This is a genomic window from Ruegeria sp. J8, from assembly GCF_056531925.1.
The window spans coordinates 36,882-55,080 of the sequence record NZ_JBQFMR010000009.1; the positions used below are offsets into that span (position 1 = coordinate 36,882).

General features: G+C 60.3%; 16 protein-coding genes, 1 other RNA gene and 1 riboswitch. Of the genes, 7 read left to right on the forward strand and 10 right to left on the reverse strand.

All coding sequences use genetic code 11. The features are described 5' to 3' along the window. Positions 1-105 precede the first annotated feature (105 nt). On the forward strand, positions 106-2,034 hold the full coding sequence (locus ACR0L1_RS17535) for an elongation factor G (RefSeq protein WP_480860091.1): 1,929 nt from the start codon (positions 106-108) through the stop codon (positions 2,032-2,034). A 19-nt stretch (positions 2,035-2,053) separates the two neighbouring features. Here the strand turns inward: ACR0L1_RS17535 and ACR0L1_RS17540 are convergent, their stop codons facing one another. The 5 genes from ACR0L1_RS17540 to ACR0L1_RS17560 all read right to left on the reverse strand — a co-directional run bounded on the left by ACR0L1_RS17540 (position 2,054) and on the right by ACR0L1_RS17560 (position 8,412). Further along, positions 2,054-3,631: an ABC transporter ATP-binding protein gene (locus tag ACR0L1_RS17540; protein ID WP_480860093.1), complete on the reverse strand. Its 1,578-nt coding sequence runs from the start codon at positions 3,629-3,631 to the stop codon at positions 2,054-2,056. Beyond that, positions 3,628-4,734, reverse strand: coding sequence for an ABC transporter permease (locus ACR0L1_RS17545; protein WP_170783025.1), 1,107 nt, complete (start codon positions 4,732-4,734; stop codon positions 3,628-3,630). The genes ACR0L1_RS17540 and ACR0L1_RS17545 overlap by 4 nt, the downstream gene beginning before the upstream one ends. After that, positions 4,735-5,820, reverse strand: a complete 1,086-nt coding sequence (locus ACR0L1_RS17550) for a microcin C ABC transporter permease YejB (protein WP_170774684.1) — start codon at positions 5,818-5,820, stop codon at positions 4,735-4,737. A gap of 9 nt (positions 5,821-5,829) precedes the next feature. Next, positions 5,830-7,734, reverse strand: a complete 1,905-nt coding sequence (locus tag ACR0L1_RS17555; protein WP_480505933.1) for an extracellular solute-binding protein — start codon at positions 7,732-7,734, stop codon at positions 5,830-5,832. Positions 7,735-7,902: 168 nt separating this feature from the next. After that, positions 7,903-8,412 carry a c-type cytochrome gene (locus ACR0L1_RS17560; RefSeq protein WP_170775003.1) on the reverse strand — a complete coding sequence of 170 codons (510 nt, stop codon included), beginning with the start codon at positions 8,410-8,412 and terminating at the stop codon, positions 7,903-7,905. 119 nt (positions 8,413-8,531) lie between these two features. Here ACR0L1_RS17560 and ACR0L1_RS17565 point away from each other — a divergent pair, with 119 nt between their 5' ends. Next, positions 8,532-9,362, forward strand: coding sequence for a prephenate dehydratase (locus tag ACR0L1_RS17565; protein WP_170774687.1), 831 nt, complete (start codon positions 8,532-8,534; stop codon positions 9,360-9,362). On the opposite strand, the gene ACR0L1_RS17570 is transcribed toward ACR0L1_RS17565, so the two are convergent. The 3 genes from ACR0L1_RS17570 to nudC are packed head-to-tail and all read right to left on the reverse strand — an operon-like array spanning position 9,352 to position 11,312. After that, positions 9,352-9,816: an N-acetyltransferase family protein gene (locus ACR0L1_RS17570; protein WP_480860096.1), complete on the reverse strand. Its 465-nt coding sequence runs from the start codon at positions 9,814-9,816 to the stop codon at positions 9,352-9,354. The genes ACR0L1_RS17565 and ACR0L1_RS17570 overlap by 11 nt on opposite strands. Positions 9,817-9,823: 7 nt before the next feature. After that, on the reverse strand, positions 9,824-10,291 hold the full coding sequence (locus ACR0L1_RS17575; RefSeq protein ID WP_170791135.1) for an SRPBCC family protein: 468 nt from the start codon (positions 10,289-10,291) through the stop codon (positions 9,824-9,826). 40 nt (positions 10,292-10,331) lie between these two features. Continuing rightward, positions 10,332-11,312 (reverse strand): NAD(+) diphosphatase, encoded by a 981-nt coding sequence (gene nudC, locus ACR0L1_RS17580; protein ID WP_480505937.1) that lies wholly within the window; start codon positions 11,310-11,312, stop codon positions 10,332-10,334. 180 nt (positions 11,313-11,492) lie between these two features. On the opposite strand from nudC, the gene ACR0L1_RS17585 reads away from it, so the two are divergent. Together ACR0L1_RS17585 and ffs are read left to right on the forward strand one after the other, a co-directional pair. Next, positions 11,493-13,334: a bifunctional 2',3'-cyclic-nucleotide 2'-phosphodiesterase/3'-nucleotidase gene (locus ACR0L1_RS17585; protein WP_480860098.1), complete on the forward strand. Its 1,842-nt coding sequence runs from the start codon at positions 11,493-11,495 to the stop codon at positions 13,332-13,334. 39 nt (positions 13,335-13,373) lie between these two features. Then, an RNA gene (gene ffs / locus ACR0L1_RS17590) (signal recognition particle sRNA small type) lies at positions 13,374-13,472 on the forward strand. Here ffs and ACR0L1_RS17595 read toward each other — a convergent pair. After that, positions 13,467-14,345: an alpha/beta hydrolase family protein gene (locus ACR0L1_RS17595; protein ID WP_480505941.1), complete on the reverse strand. Its 879-nt coding sequence runs from the start codon at positions 14,343-14,345 to the stop codon at positions 13,467-13,469. The two genes, ffs and ACR0L1_RS17595, sit on opposite strands and share 6 nt — an antisense overlap. Before the next feature lie 136 nt (positions 14,346-14,481). Continuing rightward, positions 14,482-14,702, forward strand: a riboswitch (cobalamin riboswitch). An 84-nt stretch (positions 14,703-14,786) separates the two neighbouring features. On the opposite strand from ACR0L1_RS17595, the gene ACR0L1_RS17600 reads away from it, so the two are divergent. Continuing rightward, complete coding sequence (locus tag ACR0L1_RS17600; protein ID WP_170774699.1) at positions 14,787-15,194, forward strand: hypothetical protein; 408 nt, start codon at positions 14,787-14,789, stop codon at positions 15,192-15,194. Positions 15,195-15,196: 2 nt separating this feature from the next. Here the strand turns inward: ACR0L1_RS17600 and ACR0L1_RS17605 are convergent, their stop codons facing one another. Further along, positions 15,197-15,694 (reverse strand): protein-tyrosine phosphatase family protein, encoded by a 498-nt coding sequence (locus ACR0L1_RS17605; RefSeq protein ID WP_170774701.1) that lies wholly within the window; start codon positions 15,692-15,694, stop codon positions 15,197-15,199. 138 nt (positions 15,695-15,832) lie between these two features. Between ACR0L1_RS17605 and ACR0L1_RS17610 the strand changes: the two genes are divergently transcribed. Then, on the forward strand, positions 15,833-17,584 hold the full coding sequence (locus ACR0L1_RS17610; protein ID WP_480860101.1) for a DNA polymerase III subunit gamma/tau: 1,752 nt from the start codon (positions 15,833-15,835) through the stop codon (positions 17,582-17,584). A gap of 215 nt (positions 17,585-17,799) precedes the next feature. Continuing rightward, positions 17,800-18,144, forward strand: a complete 345-nt coding sequence (locus ACR0L1_RS17615; RefSeq protein ID WP_170355334.1) for a YbaB/EbfC family nucleoid-associated protein — start codon at positions 17,800-17,802, stop codon at positions 18,142-18,144. Positions 18,145-18,199: the final 55 nt, after the last annotated feature.

An 18,199-nucleotide genomic window follows, 5' to 3' on the forward strand; every position in this document is an offset into this window, starting at 1 on the left:
GCACCCTGAGGCAGGTGAATTTGCAGACAGTTCTTGCCGACGCATCCGCGCCGGACAGCCCTTTTCGTGCAGGTATTTCTGCAACCTTAAAGAGGGACAGCACTCATGCGCGTTTTCACCGTCCTCGGCCCCAGCCAATCGGGCAAAACCACTCTGGTCGAGGCCATCAGCCGCCTCGACGGGCGGCCCACCACATTCGACGTATCCGGAACCGTGCATGTGCACGGTTTTTCTTACTTGGACGAGCCATGGTGCGCCATCGACGTCGACGGAGGCGGCGACAATCTGGGCTATGTCGGCCCCGCCATGGCCATTTCGGACGCAGCAGTGGTGGTCGTCCCACCCGACCCGGATGCAGCCGTCCTGTGTGCGCCCTATCTGCGCCTGGTGGAAGAGGCAGGCATTCCTTGTTTTCTGTTCATCAACCGCATGGACAGCCCCAATGGCCGCATCCGCGATATCATCTCGGCACTGCAGACCTATTGCACACACCACATCGCCTTGCGACAGGTACCCATCCGCGAAGGCGACACGATTGTCGGTGCGGTCGATCTGATCTCGGAGCGGGCGTGGAAGTATCAGGAAGGCCAACCCTCGGCCCTGATCGAGCTGCCGCAATCCGTTGAAGATCGTGAACAAGAGGCGCGGACCGAGCTGTTGGAAACGCTGTCGGACTTTGACGATCATTTGCTGGAGCAACTGATCGAGGACAAACAGCCCCCCAGTGGCGAGGTTTACGATCTGGCGGCACAGGTTTTGCAAAACCACCAACTGATCCCCGCCTGTTTGGGGGCCGCCAGCCACGGCAACGGCCTGACCCGGCTGATGAAGGCCCTGCGGCACGAAGCGCCCGAGTTCAACATCGCCGCCGACCGGGACGAGGCTGCCGAAAACGCGCGCGCCATTGCCGGATTTGCTGATGTGAAAAAGCATATCGGCAAGATCATCGTGCTGCGCGGGCTTGGTGACGGCGTCAAGGCTCACGAAGCGTTGGGCGGCGAAACCGTCGGCAACCTGACGACGCTGGATGCCAAAACCCAGATCGCCACGCTGGAGGCTGGACAAATCGGATTGGCGGTGAAATCCGACCATCTGAATCCCGGTAATATCTATGACAGCAAGGGCGCAACCGCCCTGCCGGAATGGGCCTGGTCCCATCCGGCCGCGCATCGTCAGGTCGTCTCACCATCGCATGAGCGGGACGATGTACGTCTGTCCAACGCATTGGCGCGGCTGGTCGAGATCGACCCCGGCCTGCATCTGGATCAGGACGAGCTGAGTGGTCATTCGGTACTGGGCTCGCAAGGTCCGCAGCACATGCGCCGCGTGACGGCGAAGCTGGCCGAGGATTTCGGTATCGAGATTGAGGCCGACCCAGTCGAGACCGCCTATCGCGAGACTATCCGTGCGCCCGTCGAACATCGCCACCGCCACCGTAAGCAATCCGGCGGGGCGGGGCAGTTTGCCGATGTAGTGATCTCGATCGCGCCAATGCCGCGTGGCACGGGATTCCAGTTTGAAGAGGTGGTCAAAGGCGGCGCGGTCCCTCGCAACTATATCCCTTCGGTCGAGCATGGTGCAAAAGACGCGCTAGTGCAGGGACCCGAGGGCTTCCCTGTGGTCGATGTCAAAGTCACGCTCAGCGACGGTAAACACCACAATGTGGATAGTTCCGACTATGCCTTCCGTACCGCAGGCAAGAACGCGGTGCGCGAGGCCTTGCCACAGGCCAAGCCCGTGGTGCTGCAACCGATCCTGAATGCGGAGATCCACCTGCCCTCGGATTTCGTGGGCGATCTGGTGCCCACGATCAGCTCGCTACAGGGGCAGGTTCTTGGGTTTGAGGGCAATCCCAACGCCTCGGGCTGGGAGATCTTCAACGCCCAGCTTCCCGCAGTGGCGCAGGACGAGTTGCACCGCAGCCTGGCCAGCGCCACGCGTGGCACAGGATGGGTCAAGCTGAGCTTTGATCACTATGAAGAGTTGCGCGGCCCGGTTCCCAAAGCAGCGGTCCGGGAAACAGCCAACGCCTGACACACGGCGCGGGCTGTTTTCAGCCCGCTGCCGCAATAAGTTCGCGGGTATATTCTGTCTGGGCATTCTCGAACAGGTCTTCAGCCGCGCCCATCTCGACCACGTCACCGTTGCGCATGACGATCACATTGTGCGACATGGCGCGCACAACCTTTAGATCGTGGCTGATGAACAGATAGGCCAACCCGTATTTGCGTTGTAGATCGCGCAGCAGATCGACGATCTGCACCTGCACGGTCATATCTAGCGCGCTAGTTGGTTCATCCAAAACCAGAAGCTTGGGCCGCAGGATCATCGCGCGGGCAATGGCAATGCGCTGACGTTGACCACCTGAAAACTCATGCGGATAACGGTCCATCGCGGCGGGGTCGAGGCCCACCTCGGTCATCACTTCGGCCACCAGGTCACGCGGGGCGCGGTGCGGGTCGACCTTGTGGATCGCCAACCCCTCGGCAATGATCTGCATGCAGGTCATCCGCGGGCTGAGGCTGCCGAACGGGTCCTGAAACACGATCTGCATATCTTTGCGCAGCCGTCGCAACTCGCGCGTGGACCAGCGGCGCACGTCCTGATCACGGAAGGTGATCCCACCCTCGGACGCGATCAGCCGCATGATCGCCAGTGCCAATGTCGTCTTGCCCGAGCCGCTTTCACCCACGATGCCCAGCGTCTCACCCGCCCGCACGCTGAGCGTAGCGTCGTTCACGGCCTTCACGTGACCCACGGTTCGTTTCAGCAAGCCGCGCTGAATCGGGAACCAAACCTTCAGGTGATCGGTGCGCGCGACCTCTTCGGCGTCAGTCGCCACAGGATCGGGATGACCCGAAGGTTCGGCGGCCAGCAATTTGCGCGTATAGGGATGCTGCGGGTTATCGAAGATCTCGGATGTCACGCCGGATTCCACGATCTCGCCATCCTTCATCACGCAAACCCGGTCAGCGATGCGGCGCACGATACCAAGGTCATGGGTGATGAACAGCATCCCCATATTCTCGGATTTCTGCAATTCGGCCAGCAGTTCCAGGATTTGCGCCTGAATGGTCACATCTAGCGCTGTTGTGGGCTCATCCGCGATCAGGATGTCGGGTTTGTTGGCCAGCGCCATGGCGATCATGACCCGCTGACGTTGTCCGCCGGACAGTTGGTGCGGGTAGCTGTCCAAACGCTCGCGCGGGTCGCGGATGCCAACCTTGGTCAGCAGCTCGACAATCCGTTCGCGCGCGGCGTCCCCTGTGACGCCCTGATGCAGCGCAAGCGATTCCGCCATCTGTTTCTGGATCGTGTGCAACGGGTTCAGCGAGGTCATCGGCTCCTGGAAGATAAAGCTGATATCGTTGCCGCGCACATCCATCAGCTTGGCTGGCGCGGCGCCGATCATCTCATCCCCGTCATAGGTGACCGAGCCTTCGACAATCGCGCTGTCGCCCAACAGCGACACGGTGCTGAGCGCGGTCACCGACTTCCCCGAGCCGGATTCGCCCACCAGTGCAACCGTTTCCCCGCGATCCACGGTGAACGACACGCCTTTGACCGCAGTAGAGACCTGCCCGTCCTGCTTGAACGAGACCTTGAGGTTTTTCACATCCAAAAGGCTCATGAGAAGGTCTTTCTGGGATCAAACGCATCCCGCACGCCTTCAAAGATGAAGACCAGCAGCGACAGCATGATGGCAAAGGTGAAAAACGCGGTGAAAGCCAGCCACGGCGCTTGCAGGTTCTGTTTCGCTTGCAAAGTCAGCTCACCCAGCGACGGAGCCGAGGACGGCAGGCCAAACCCCAGAAAGTCCAGCGAGGCCAACCCGGCAATCGTACCTGTGACGATGAAGGGCATGAAGGTCAGCGTGGCTACCATCGCGTTGGGCAGCATATGGCGGAACATGATGGTCATGTTGCCCACACCCAGCGCCCGCGCCGCCCGCACATATTCAAGGTTGCGCGCCCGCAGGAATTCAGCACGAACGACGCCAACAAGGCCGGTCCAACTGAACAGAATCATCAGCGCCACCAGTAGCCAGAAACTTCGGCCCAGAATGGCGAACATGATGATGATCACGTAAAGTGAGGGCGTGGCCGACCAGATCTCGATCACGCGTTGGAAAATCAGGTCGAGCCAGCCACCAAAGAAGCCCTGAATGGCCCCTGCAAAAATGCCTATGATGCTGGCCGCGCCGGTGACCATCAGTGTGAACAGGATCGACAGGCGGAACCCGTAAATCACCCGTGCCAGCACATCGCGCTTGGTGTCATCCGTGCCCAGCAGGTTCTGCCCGTTGGGCGGCAGCGGAGCCGCGCCGGGGCGATCCACGCTGGTGTTGAAGGAATAGGGGATCAGCGGCCAGATAGCCCAGCCACGCTCGAACCCTTCGGCCTCGTATGTTCCGGCCTGAATTTGTTCAATGATGCCTTCGGGATCGTCAAAGCAATCTTCGATCCCGCCGCTGTCGATCAGACACTGAACCTCGGGGTCGCGATAGATCGCCTCGGTCTGGAAGTCGCCGCCAAAGGCCGTTTCGGGATAGAAGTTGAAGATCGGCGTGAAATACTCACCCCGGTAGTTCACCAGAATGGGTTTGTCATTGGCAATGAATTCGGCAAACAACGACAGGCCGAACAGCACCGAGAAGATGATCAGCGACCAGAAGGCCCGTCCGTTTCGGCGGAAATTGCGCCAGCGGCGCTGGTTGAGTGGGGACAGTGCCATTTACCCCTCCCGCTTTTCGAAATCGATGCGCGGGTCGACCAGCACATACATCAGGTCGCTGATGATGCCGACAACCAGCCCCATCAGACCAAAGATGAACAGTGTCCCAAAGATCACCGGATAGTCGCGCGCCACTGCGGCCTCGAATCCCAGACGGCCCAGACCGTCCAGCGAGAAGATCGTCTCGATAATGATTGACCCACCAAAGAACACGCCAATGAACACTGCCGGGAAACCCGCGATCACGATCAGCATCGCGTTACGGAACACGTGACCATAGAGCACCCTGCGCTCGTTCAGGCCCTTGGCGCGGGCGGTCATCACATATTGCTTTTTGATCTCGTCCAGGAACGAGTTCTTGGTCAGCAAAGTCAGCGTCGCAAAGGCAGAGATTGTCAGAGCAATGATCGGCAAAGCGATATGCCAGAAATAATCCAGCACCTTGCCCACCGCGCTGAGGTCATCCCAATTGTCCGAGGTCAGCCCTCGCAGCGGGAAAATCTGCCAGTAGGAGCCACCGGCAAACAGCACCAGCAACAAGATCGCAAACAGGAAACCGGGGATGGCATAGGCCACGATGATTGCCCCGCTGGTCCAGGTATCAAAGGTCGAACCATCCTTCATCGCCTTGCGAATTCCCAACGGGATCGACACCAGATAAGCAATCAACGTTGACCACAGCCCCAACGAGATCGACACCGGCATTTTCTCCAGCACCAGATCAATCACGCTGATCGACCGGAAATAGCTCTCGCCGAAATCCAGCGTCAGATAGTTGCCCATCATGTCCAGAAACCGCTCGACCGGAGGTTTGTCGAATCCGAATTCTTTTTCCAACTCTTCAATGAACTCGGGCGGCAACCCACGCGCACCGATATAGCGGTCATTCGCGCCGCCGGTTTGCTGCTCGATATCGCTGCCGCCGCCGGCAATGCCTTCGAACACATCACCCCCACCTTCCATCTGGGCGATAATCTGTTCAATCGGGCCGCCCGGAACGAACTGAACCAGCGTAAAGTTGACGATCATAATCCCAAGCAAAGTGGGGATGACCAGCAACAGACGTCTTAGAATATATGCTCCCATGAGGGCGGATTACCTCAAGGCGCCCGAGGATTTCAACTCGGCTTCTTTCTCGGCGTTGATCCACCACAGGTCCTCGACGCCCAGCGCATAGGGCGGCAGGTTCGCAGGGTGCTCGTACATGTCCCAGTAGGCGACCCAGTATTTACCCAGAAACCAGGTGGGAACCATGATCCGCTTGGCCCGCAGCACACGATCCAGCGCCCGCACATTGGCGTGCAGTTCTTCGCTGTCAGTCGCGGCGACGATATTGTCGATCAGCGGTTCGATATCGGGGCCATGCGCGCCCGACGGGTTAAACACCGAATACGCGGCTGCCTCGGTCCCGAACTGCTGATAGAGCCCTGTGGATGGCTGCAACGAGGTCGGATAGCCGCCAAAGATCATGTCGAAATCCCGATCCCGACGGCGCAGTGTGAACTGAGCGTTGTCGACCCGGTTATAGGTCGCATCAATCCCCATGGCGCGCAGGTTGTCGACAAATGGTTGGATAATCCGATCCAAAGTGGGCTGGTCCGACAGAAACTCGATCTTCAGAACTTCGCCATTGTCATTGCTGCGGATGCCGTTGTCTCCGACTTTCCAGCCCGCCTCATCCAACAGTTGCATCGCAGCACGCAGGTTGCGGCGGTCATTCTGACGGGCCGGGCGCGAGTCATGGGCCGAGACCGGTTCTTCGGTCAGCACAGCAGGGTCCACCGCATCGCCTAGACTTTGCAGCACCTCAAGCTCACGCCCTTCGGGCAGGCCGGTTGCCTCAAGATGCGTGCCTTGCCAGAACGAATCGCGCTGCTGGAACAGGCCATATTGCAGGCTTTCATTGGTCCATTCGAAGTTATAGCCCAGTTGAACCGCCTCGCGCACGCGGGGGTCCTGAAACTGAGGCCGGTCAAGGTTCATGATAAAACCAGAGGCCGACGGGACGTTGCCGTCCTCAAGCTCGACCCGCAGGACATTGCCATTTGCAATCGCCGGGAAATCATAAGCCGTCGCCCAGCTTTTCGAGTTGTTTTCCTGCCGAAGAGTGAATGTTCCGGCCTTGAACCCCTCCATCGCGGCAATCGAGTCGCTGAAATACTCGATGCGGATGGTGTCATAGTTGTTCCGACCCACATTCACATTGATCTCATCGCCCCAATAGTCGGGATTGCGCTTGTAAACGATGCGTCGGTTGATGTCGTAGCTGTCCAGAAGATAGGGGGCCGACCCGATGCCTGGTTCAAGGCGAGATTTGTCCAGACGGCGGTTTTCCGGGTCTGCCTCGAACCACGCCTTGGAAAACACCGGCGTGCCACCAACCTGAGAGATCAGCGCCCGGCGCGGGATATCAGGGGCAAAGTAGAATTTTACGCGATGTTCATCCAATGCCTCGGCGCGGGGGATACGCTTGCGAACGGCCTCGGCGTAAGATTTCAAACCCTGATCTAAAAGCAGATTGTGAGAAAACACGACGTCCTCTGCCGTGACTGGCGTTCCATCAGAAAACCGTGCCTCGGGCCGCATATTGAAAATGACCCATTCCTGACTTTCCGGGTATTCGAGACTCTCCGCCAGCAAGCCGTAATAAGAGGCAGGCTCGTCATAAGATTCGATCAACAGGGATTCGTATTGGTCTGCGGATCGTGCGCCCGCTCGCCCCTGCCGGGTGAAGGGATTGAAACTGTCAAACGTGCCCTGCGCGGCATAGGAAAGCTCTCCTCCGCGCGGGGCGTTCGGGTTGACGTAGGCGAAATGCGCAAAGCCTTCGGGATATTTTAGATCACCAAATTCCGAGAAACCGTGACTTTTGATGATCGTTTCCTCGGCCCGCCCCGGCAGTGCCATCAACATCACCATGACCATACCGGCCATCAGAGCCCAAAGCCCGCCTCTGAAATCCAATACACGCGCCTGAACGATTTCCCGGTTGGACCTCATGTTGCTCATCCCCTGTTGCATCACGTGTTTTAATCTTGCGTTCGCCAGCTAAAATACCAGCACTTACAAATTCAAGTTTAGAATGCGTGAGCGCTTTGTGAAGTTCTGTTTAGACAAAAAAAGCCGCTGCACGGGGCAGCGGCCTTTTTTTTCGGGTTATTCGCAGGATCAGTTGCCGATGGTCTGCAAATAGGCAATCAGGTCGGCACGCTCTTGCGGCTTTTTCAGGCCCGCGAAGCTCATGGATGTGCCGGAAATATAGGCGCTCGGGCGCTCAAGGAAGGCGTCCAGCGCTTCGGGCGTCCAGTTGCCGCCATGGGCCTGCATCGAGGCCGAGTAGCCGGTGAAGCCATTGGCCGACGCGACCGGACGGTCAACGATGCCATACAGATAAGGGCCTGTGCCGTTCGCGCCGTCTTCCAGCTTGTGGCAAGCGGTGCATTTACGGAAAACGCGTGCGCCTTTTTCCGGGTCGGCTGCGGCCAGCAGGTCTTCGAACACCACTTCCTCACCGTCGGCGCTTTCGCCTGCGCTTTCGGTTTCAATGATGTAAGAGGCCGTCTCGCCATGACCATCGGCATGGTACAGGCCTTCGGCGGCCCATTTGGCCAGAAGCAGCACCAGGAAGGTGCCAAACAGGCCTGCGGCGGCCTTGGTAACTGTCATCGTGTCGAACATTGATCGCGAGTCCATTTCAGCTGTCTGCGGGGTGTCTAAGGCTTCCCCTGACAAGAGGCAAGGTATAGACACCGCGACTAAACGCCCAATTCTGGAACTTGTTGCACGGAATCGACCAAATGACCAAACGTATCGCATTTCAGGGGGAGCCCGGCGCCTATAGTCACGAGGCCTGCCGTAACGCACGCCCCGATATGGAGGCCCTGCCCTGCCGCACTTTCGAGGATGTGATCGAATCGGTGCGCTCGGGCGCGGCGGATCTGGCGATGCTGCCGGTTGAGAACACGACCTATGGGCGCGTGGCCGATATCCACCGCCTGCTGCCTCATAGCGGGCTGCACATCATTGATGAGGCCTTTGTCCGCGTCCATATCAACCTGCTGGCCGTTCCGGGTGCCACGCTGGACGACATTACCGAGGCCCATTCCCATCTGGTTCTGCTGCCCCAATGCGCGGGCTTTCTGAAACAGCACAACATCCACGGGCGCGTCAGCCCCGATAATGCCCGCGCCGCGCGCGAAGTGTCCGAACAGGGCGAACTTCACTCGGCCGCGCTGGCCAGCGAACTGGCCGGAGAGATTTATGGCCTCAACGTTCTGGCCCGACATATCGAGGACAATGACGACAACACCACCCGCTTCCTTGTAATGTCACGCGAGGAAGACCGCACGCGGCGCGGTGAACACGGAATGATCACCAGCTTCGTCTTTCAGGTCCGCAACATCCCTGCCGCGCTATATAAAGCGATGGGCGGGTTTGCCACGAATGGGATCAACATGACCAAGCTGGAAAGCTATATGGTCGACGGCTCATTCACCGCCACGCAGTTCTATGCCGATATCGTGGGGCACCCCGACGACCGCAATGTGCAACTGGCGATGGAAGAGCTGGAGCATTTCACCACAAATGTCGAAGTGCTAGGCGTTTACCCGGCGGCGGTCACAAGGTGAAGGATTTGCGGCGCGCGCCGTCAATTCGGCGGCAGTCCACGAACCCCCTTGCCTGATAATAGGCCAGCCCTTCCGCATTGTTGACGCCGATCGTCGCGTCGATCGCCACAAGGCCTGCCGCACGGGCAGCTTTCAGGGTTTCCTGAAACAACGCCCGACCGACCCCGCGCCGAGCCGCCGAAGGGCGAATATGCGTGCCGATCAATCCCCAGCCGACAGGCGCGCCATAGGGGTTGCCCTCTACCGCTTGCTTCAGCGATTGAAACCCCAGCACCTCGTCCCCGTCCAACGTCAGAAAGCACTGAATCTGACCGGGATGAGAGACATAGTGCGTTTCGGCGAACCCGGCATCTGCCGGTTTGCTGCGCTTGTCTGCCAAAACAAGGGCTTGCAACACTCCAGCAATACCCGGCGCGTCGTATGAGGTTGCCTGTCTCAGGATCAGATCGCTCATATCGGTTTTACGACCCGTGCAGGTGTCGTTCCTCCATCTCGCGGGCGAATTCGGTCAGTCGGGATTGGAACCGGGCCCGGAACCGCGATTTGCCCAGCCGCAGCGATTGCAGAAACAGCCGCGCGGGCAGGGATTTGGCCGTCAGCGTTACATCCACGCTTAACCGGGTACGGCGTTGGGACAGAGCCAGAAGATCAACCTCAGTGACACCGCCGACCCCTTTGCCGATTGCCTCGAACCGCATTTGCGCGGGCGGGTCGCTGTGTGCCATTGTTATCTCAACATGGCGTGGCTTGCCCCGCAGGGTGAAGTCGGCCTGCCATTTGGTGCCCGGCACCACCCCCATGTGGCCGGACAGCCGCCGCACCTCGATCCCGCGGCGCATGGCCATACGTTCGAACCGTTCGAAATCGGCGACCATTTCGAAAACGGCGTTGATCGGTGCCTGAATATCTTCCTGTACTGTGAACTGCATTCCGACCTTTAGTTCGTTGACCTATTGCGTTTCTATTTCGTCAGTCCAGCGTATCTGCAAGCCAGTTCTGCAACAGGAAATGTGCAATGGCCCCTTTGCGGGCAGGTTTCAGAACCGGGTGCTCACCGGCAAAGGCCTGCATCATCTCGGACTTGCTGACCCACATGGCATCTTCAATTTCAACGGGATCAATCGAGATGTCACGCGACAGCGCCTGGCCCGCGCAACCAAACATCAAAGAGGCCGGGAAGGGCCAGGGCTGGCTGGACAGATAGGTGACAGCGCCGACGGGCACGCCCGCCTCTTCGAACACTTCGCGGCGCACAGCAGCTTCGAGCGTTTCGCCGGGTTCGACAAAACCCGCCAGCAGCGAATACATCCCCTCGGGCCAACCCGGAGACCGCCCCATCAGTACCGAGTCCCCATGGGTGATCAGCATGATCACCACCGGGTCCGTGCGCGGAAAGTGCTGGCCGCTACACGTGGGGCAGCTTCGTTGCCATCCGGCCTGCGTCATCGCGCTGGCCGCGCCACAGCGGGCGCAGAATTTATGGGTTTCGTGCCAGCCGATCACCGCCTTGGCGGTCGCCGCAAGCTCGGCATCACGCGGGGACAGCCACGTCATGATCCGGCGCAGCTCGGCAAATACGAACCTGTCTGGCAGGTCAGGATGCTGCTGTTCCGAGCCATCCACGAAACCACCTACTTCAGACAAATCCTGCCCGTCAGGTTCCCAATTCGAGATATCGGCAGCAAAGACCGGGACACCATCCGACAGGCCCAGAAAAATCAGCCCATCCGCAACTCCGCCTGGTCCTTTTTCGACCAGCGCATGAGACACCGGGATCAGACCCAACCGATCCGAAGCCTCACCCTCTACAAGGGGTTTGCCGCGCCATATCAGCAGGCATTTGGCATTCGGGTCCGCCACCAGGCCAGCCAGCGCGTCGGCATCGCCCCGAATATGCGCCGCACGGTCCAGCCCTGATCCGCCGAACGTCACAAACTCTGCATTCTTCATTGCATGCCCCCCAGATTGTGCGCATAGGGCTGCCACGATGGTTCTGGGGTTGCAATGGGTATTCATGGAACTCCGAAAAAACACCCGCTGCCGCTGAAAGACCGCAGGTCCGCCTTGAAATTTACACGCAACACTCTTTTTGTTGAAAATGATTAACATAAAACTGCCTAAAGTAGAGTAGTGCCGACTTTTCCTTCTTCTCAAACCGTCCAACTGCGAATTCTGGCCACGTCCGATCTGCATATGAATCTGACGGCGTATGACTATTACACTGACAGGCACGAACCGACGATTGGCCTGACCCGGACCGCAGACCTGATCCGCAAGGCCCGAAGCGAGGTACAGGACGGGTTGGTTCTGCTGGTGGACAATGGCGACTCGGTCCAGGGCACGCCGCTGGGCGACTGGGCCGTGGCTCAACACCCCGAGCGCCATGTTCTGATGCAGGCCTTCGACCTTCTGGGCTATGATGCCATAGGGCTGGGCAATCACGATTTTGGCTTTGGTCTGAACGTGCTGGACCAGATCATGCAGCAAGCTCCCTGCCCTGTTCTGTGCAGCAATGCGCACAAATCTTCCAGCCCGCAGGTCTGGCAGGAGCACACGATTGTCAGGCGTGAGGTCGAAATCCAAGGGCACGCGCACGAGCTTGCAATCGGCATATTCTCGGTCCTGCCCCCCCAGACCGCAAAATGGGAGGCGCACAAGCTGGCAGGTGCGGTTCAGATCGACGACATCCTTGACTGTGCGCGCCGCAAAGTCGCTGAACTGCACGAACTGGGCTGCGATATCGTTGTGGCGCTGGCGCATACGGGGTTCGGTCCGGCGCAAGACACGCCCGGCATGGAAAACGCGTTGGTACCGTTGGCCGCCATCGACGGGATCGACGCCATTGCGGGCGGGCATTCCCATATGGTTTTTCCCAGCCCTGAACAAGAATACAGCGGCTATATCGACGTTGATCGCGGGCTGGTGCACAGCACCCCCGTCGTGATGCCCGGTGCGGCGGGGTCATATCTGGGCGTCATCGACCTGACCCTCGGCACATCACTGGACGACCGATGGCAGGTATTTCATGGACACGCGCAGGTGCGTTCAGTTTCGACAGAGGCGTCAGATGAAGACGCCGCACTGACGCAGCTACTTGCCACCGGCCACGCCGAGACGCGGCGGCGGGTGGCCGAACCTGTGGGACAGGTACAGCAGCACATGCACAGCTATTTCAGCTTTTGCGGCTATGACCGGGGCTTGGCTTTCGTGGCCGCCGCTCAAACCCTCGCGTTGCGACCTTTTCTAAAGGATACGGACTATCGGGACTGCCCAATCCTGTCTGCCGTGTCCCCGTCGAAATTCGGCGGGCGTGCCGGGCCTCGGTTCTTTACCGACGTCCCGGCCGGGGAAATCTGCCTGCGCCATGTGACGGACTTGAACGTCTTTCCCGATGAGATGATGGCCGTCGCGGTCACCGGTTCGCAAATCGAAGACTGGCTGGAAATGTCCGCAGGCGTCTTTAACAGGATGATCCCCGGCCAACGATGCGATCTGCTGGCCTCGGACCGCGCGGGGCATAATTTTGACGTCCTGCATGGGCTGACATACCGGATCGACCTTAGCCAGCCCGCTCGGTTTGGCGCAGATGGGGCACTTTTGCACCCATCGGCCCGCCGCGTCCGCGAGATTCGTTTCGAAGGCCAACCCTTGGATGCAGAGCAGACTTTTGTGGTGGCGTTGAATAATTACCGCGCAAATGGCGGTGGGCACTTCCCCTTTGCCGGGCGGGCGACGCGCGTTCCGCTGCCGATTCTGCCTCTACAAGATCTGGTCAAAAACTACGTGACTGCCGGGCCTCATTCCGGCACCGTGTTCGAGCGTCCGTTCCGTCTGTCCCCCGTGGCCGGGGCGGTGGCGGTTCTGCGTACTGGCCACAAGGCCCGGAACCATCTGGACGACATCTCAGAATTTGCACCAAACATCGCCGGAGAGGACGAGGCCGGTTTTCTGATGATCCATTTGACGCTCTGACGGGTTGTCATTTGCCGCGCACTTGCCTATATCGCGTGCTGAGAGGTTGGCGCGGGCGAGCGCCTCGCCAACCTGGTCAGGTCCGGAAGGAAGCAGCCACAACGAGCCCCGCTTGGGTCGATGTCCAACCTCTCACTTATCTACCACATGATCCTGGGCAATAAGCTGCGGCCAGACCGCTGCGTTGCGACGGGCGAACACGCCGATATGCCCGATCTCTTTCACCCCAAAATCTGACAGTGACAACAACCTACGCCGCGCATTCGGGCCATAAAGCTCGGCCAGGCGCCACACCGCTTTGGGCGGCACCACCTGATCGTCGTCGAATGCGATCAGATCGACCGGCACTCCCTGCCCGGCCCAGTGCGCCTCGGGCAGGGTCTTGCCCAAATCGGGCAGGTAGTTCGTCGGTGCCGTGCACCATTTACGCCACTGCCAGTAGACCCGCGCGGGCAGGTCAGCCCCAAAACCCAAAGCCCTGCCCGGCAAATACCCCGCCGCTTTGACAACCAGCGGCGCATGGCCATACCAGAACAACCCCGCCAGCGCCTTGTACGGCCACGGGTGATCAGACAGAGTGACAAGCCCGGAGCAAACACAGATCATGCGGTCAATCTGCGCGATATCCGGCTGAACCGGGCCCAGCATTCCACCAACGGAATGGCCGATGCTCCATTGTTCCGCGTCCGGGAAGCGTCTGCGCATTTCCGCGCGGGCGGCGGGCATGTCGACCAGCGCCCAGTCCGCCATAGTTACCTGCGAGTCCTGCAATCGGCCGGTCAGCGAATGGCCGAAATCCCGATAGTCATAGGTCAGACAAGCCATACCCTGCTCGGCCGCCAGCCAATGGGCAAAATGCTGATAATAGTCGCGGGGCACGCCGGTCGCTGCATGGATCATCACAACTGTCTTGGGAGGCAGAGCAGGCAGATAGAGCCGCCCCGACAGCATCGCCGGACCGGACGGAAACTGGACATCTTCGGTCAAAACAGAATGCGTATTGTCCAACATCGCCCGCGCCTCATGTTCTAAACTGTTTAGTTCACCCGCGCAGTCGGCCCTGTTCCGTCATCAGAGTCAAGCCGTGGGGAAATTGACCCAACGTCGCGCCGGGATTCAATGGCGCTTGACTCGAAGCCCGCTCAACCGCTAGCGATGGCGTGATGGTTCTCGTCCCCGGTCACGGGGCGGGATGAAAAGGGAACACGGTGCGATCCTGCCCGGCATTGCCGGAACGGATCAAGGCCGAGACTGCCCCCGCAACTGTAAGCGGTGAGCAATGCCGAGATACCACTGGCCGAAAGGCTGGGAAGGTCGGCAAAGCCACGACCCGCAAGTCAGGAGACCTGCCATCGAACGAAAACCGAAACTCGGGCGGGGTGTCCGGGACAGGTCGTCAGCACGCTGTCACACCTGATCCATGCCCCTCGTCCAGCGCGCGGAGGGCGCATCATGATCTGGAAGACCAAGACCCACGAATTCACCGCGACGGTATGCCAAAAAACCGGCGCCCCCTGCCCGGCACTGGCCCGAATGGCACGCGCCCTGACGGATGCAATGGCCACGGCCCGTCCGGCAACAACCGATGCGTTCGAGATCGAAGGCAGCAGCGACTTGACCCATTGCGCCGAAGGGTGCTCGGCCCGGTTTCGCGCCCAACCCGATCAGATCCGGGTGTTCTGCGGTGTGGCCGCCGACACTCCGGCCGAGCGGCTGGATCGCTATGCGGATATGTTGTTCGGAGCAGATTTCACCGCCCACGCAGCCAGCCTTTTGCCGACACCGCCCTGCGCGATGATGGAAGTGGTTACCACGGCGCCCCAGCCAGCCGCGCCGACCGAACACCAGCTTTCAGCCTGAATTCAGCTGCCCGTCCGGGCCGCCGAAGTGGCCCAGACCATCTGCGCCTCGGTCTCGACGGCGCAGGGACGTACTGTCCGTAGCATCTGCAAAGCGGTATCTGCGGGCAGTCCGCTATCCGTCATCAACCGCAAAGCAACCATACCCGATCGCCCGCAGCCGCCCCGACAATGGACCAAAACGCCTCCGCCGCCGGACAGCAGCGCACGGGCCCGCTGGCTGACATTGGACCAAATGGCCTGTATCCGCGCATCCGGCGCACCAAAATCCTGGACCGGCAGGTGAGCCCATTCGACCCCGTGCCGCTCCAGATCGCCACCGAACGCCGCCGCTCCCAGGTTTTTCATCTCAGAGCTTGTGGTCATTGAAATCACCAGATCCGGTCGCCAGTCCTGCACCGTCTTCAGATCGGCCGCATAGGCACCTCCCGCGCCGGGCAGCGGAGATATCCCCAGACGACCCGGCCCCAGTCGCAGGGAATAGATGGCGAAATTATTCATGGCACGTTCCGATCAATCTGCACCGATGATGTATCGCCTGCGTCCTTGCTTGCAAATCGAATTTCCTGCGCTGCTGCTGTGGACGTGGGCGGCAGGGGTCACTACGCTGCATCGGACTCCGAATCCGACAGAGCAGATATGACCGACACGCCCAGCCCCGCCTATCAGGTTCTTGCCCGCAAATACCGCCCGGAAACCTTCGCCGATCTAGTCGGTCAGGACGCCATGGTACGCACGCTGAAAAACGCGTTCGAGGCGGATCGAATTGCGCAAGCCTTTATCATGACCGGCATTCGCGGCACCGGCAAAACCACCACGGCCCGTATCATCGCCAAGGGTATGAACTGCATCGGCCCCGACGGCGAGGGCAAGCCGACCACCGAACCCTGCGGCCAGTGCGAACATTGTGTGGCCATTATGGAGGGCCGCCATGTGGACGTGATGGAGATGGACGCCGCCAGCCGCACCGGCGTCAATGATATTCGCGAGATCATCGACAGCGTCCGCTACCGCGCGGCCTCGGCCCGCTACAAGATCTACATCATCGACGAGGTCCACATGCTGTCGACCAGCGCCTTCAACGCGCTGCTCAAGACGCTTGAGGAACCACCCGAGCATGTGAAATTCATCTTTGCTACCACCGAGATTCGCAAAGTACCCGTGACGGTTCTGTCGCGTTGCCAGCGGTTCGACCTGCGCCGGATCGAACCCGAAGACATGATCGGCTTGCTGCGCCGCATTGCTGAGGCCGAAGGTGCGCAAATCGCCGAGGACGCGATGGCGTTGATCACCCGCGCGGCTGAAGGCTCGGCGCGGGATGCGACCTCTCTGCTGGATCAGGCGATTTCACACGGTGCCGGGGAAACCAGCGCCGATCAGGTGCGTGCGATGCTGGGTTTAGCCGACCGTGGCCGAGTGCTGGACCTGATGGACATGATCCTGCGCGGCGACGCCGCCGGGGCGCTGACTGAGCTTGGCGCGCAATATGCCGAAGGCGCCGACCCGCTGGCCGTGCTACGCGATCTGGCCGAGATCACCCATTGGGTCTCGGTCGTGAAAATCACGCCGGATGCCGCCGAAGACCCGACCGTGTCCCCCGACGAACGCGCGCGCGGTCAGCAAATGGCAGAGGCCCTGCCGATGCGCGTCCTGACCCGTATGTGGCAGATGTTATTGAAGGCTCTGGAAGAGGTCTCAGCCGCCCCCAACGCCATGATGGCCGCCGAGATGGCCGTGATCCGCCTGACCCATGTTGCCGACCTGCCCAGCCCGGAAGAGTTGATCAAACGTTTGCAAGACACCCCGCCTCCGTCACCCAATGACGGACCCGGCGGCAGAATGAGCGCCCCACCGCACGCCGTGCAGGCCCCCGTGGCCTCTGCCTATGCGCCACACGTACGCGGCGGAGCAGGTGCACCGACGGCGGCACTGGCGCAGGATGTGCAGACGGCTCTGGCCCGCTACCCGACCTTCGAACATGTGGTCGAACTGATCCGCACCAACCGGGATGTGAAACTGCTGGTCGAGGTCGAAAACGGTGTCCGGCTGGTTTCGTACCAACCCGGACGGATTGAATTCACACCGACGGACTCGGCCCCAGCCGACCTGGCCGCTCGCATGGGTACCGCACTGCAACGCTGGACCGGCAATCGGTGGGCGGTGACGATTGTCGCCAACGGTAAGGCAGCAACCATCGCCGAAATCCGCGACGCCGCCGATCTGGCGTTGAAAGCCGAGGCGGAACAGCACCCGCTGGTGCAGGCGGTGCTGGCTCAATTCCCCAAAGCCAAGATCAAACGCATCGAAACCCCCGAAGAACGCGCCGCCAAGGTCGAAACCGAAGCCCTGCCCGAGGTCGAAGACGAATGGGACCCGTTCGAGGAGGACTAACCCTCCGGCGCCCGCCACGGGCCATCGGCTGACGCCGATACCCCTGAGCGACCTTGGGCCCGGCAGAGCGCGGGCGTTGCCCGCGCTCTGCCGGGCCCAACGGGAGGAGAGGTCTTGCAAAAGACCGCGACGACGGGCGGGAGGGCACTGCCCCCTTGTGCCGCACGGGCGCTATCCGTATCTAGGCGACAAACCGATTAGCAGGAGAAAACGTAATGCTCAAAGGACTCGGCGGTCTGGGCGATATGGCCAAGATGATGAAATCCGCGCAGGATCTGCAGACCAAGATGACCGACATGCAGGAAGAACTCAACAATCTGATGGTTGTCGGCGAATCCGGTGCAGGTCTGGTCAAAGCCACTGCCACCGCCAAGGGCGAACTCAAAGGTCTGGACATCGACCCCTCGATCTTCAACGGCGACGATAAGGAAGTCGTAGAAGACCTGATCCTCGCCGCCATCAAGGACGCACAGACCAAAGCCGCCGAACGCGCGCAGGCAGAGATGGCCAAGCTGACCGAAAGCATGGGTCTGCCCGCAGACATCAAGCTGCCGTTCTGATACACACTCCTGACGACCCAAAGGCCGGGCCCGCAAACTCGGCCCTTTTGCAGGA

Coding starts and splice junctions, on each gene's coding strand:
- ACR0L1_RS17560 (WP_170775003.1), bottom strand. CDS start 8,412: ATGTTCGACACGATGACAGTTACCAAGGCCGCCGCAGGCCTGTTTGGC.
- ACR0L1_RS17565 (WP_170774687.1), top strand. CDS start 8,532: ATGACCAAACGTATCGCATTTCAGGGGGAGCCCGGCGCCTATAGTCAC.
- ACR0L1_RS17540 (WP_480860093.1), bottom strand. CDS start 3,631: ATGAGCCTTTTGGATGTGAAAAACCTCAAGGTCTCGTTCAAGCAGGAC.
- ACR0L1_RS17545 (WP_170783025.1), bottom strand. CDS start 4,734: ATGGCACTGTCCCCACTCAACCAGCGCCGCTGGCGCAATTTCCGCCGA.
- ACR0L1_RS17615 (WP_170355334.1), top strand. CDS start 17,800: ATGCTCAAAGGACTCGGCGGTCTGGGCGATATGGCCAAGATGATGAAA.
- ACR0L1_RS17535 (WP_480860091.1), top strand. CDS start 106: ATGCGCGTTTTCACCGTCCTCGGCCCCAGCCAATCGGGCAAAACCACT.
- ACR0L1_RS17555 (WP_480505933.1), bottom strand. CDS start 7,734: ATGAGGTCCAACCGGGAAATCGTTCAGGCGCGTGTATTGGATTTCAGA.
- ACR0L1_RS17595 (WP_480505941.1), bottom strand. CDS start 14,345: ATGTTGGACAATACGCATTCTGTTTTGACCGAAGATGTCCAGTTTCCG.
- nudC (WP_480505937.1), bottom strand. CDS start 11,312: ATGAAGAATGCAGAGTTTGTGACGTTCGGCGGATCAGGGCTGGACCGT.
- ACR0L1_RS17550 (WP_170774684.1), bottom strand. CDS start 5,820: ATGGGAGCATATATTCTAAGACGTCTGTTGCTGGTCATCCCCACTTTG.
- ACR0L1_RS17575 (WP_170791135.1), bottom strand. CDS start 10,291: ATGCAGTTCACAGTACAGGAAGATATTCAGGCACCGATCAACGCCGTT.
- ACR0L1_RS17610 (WP_480860101.1), top strand. CDS start 15,833: ATGACCGACACGCCCAGCCCCGCCTATCAGGTTCTTGCCCGCAAATAC.
- ACR0L1_RS17570 (WP_480860096.1), bottom strand. CDS start 9,816: ATGAGCGATCTGATCCTGAGACAGGCAACCTCATACGACGCGCCGGGT.
- ACR0L1_RS17605 (WP_170774701.1), bottom strand. CDS start 15,694: ATGAATAATTTCGCCATCTATTCCCTGCGACTGGGGCCGGGTCGTCTG.
- ACR0L1_RS17600 (WP_170774699.1), top strand. CDS start 14,787: ATGATCTGGAAGACCAAGACCCACGAATTCACCGCGACGGTATGCCAA.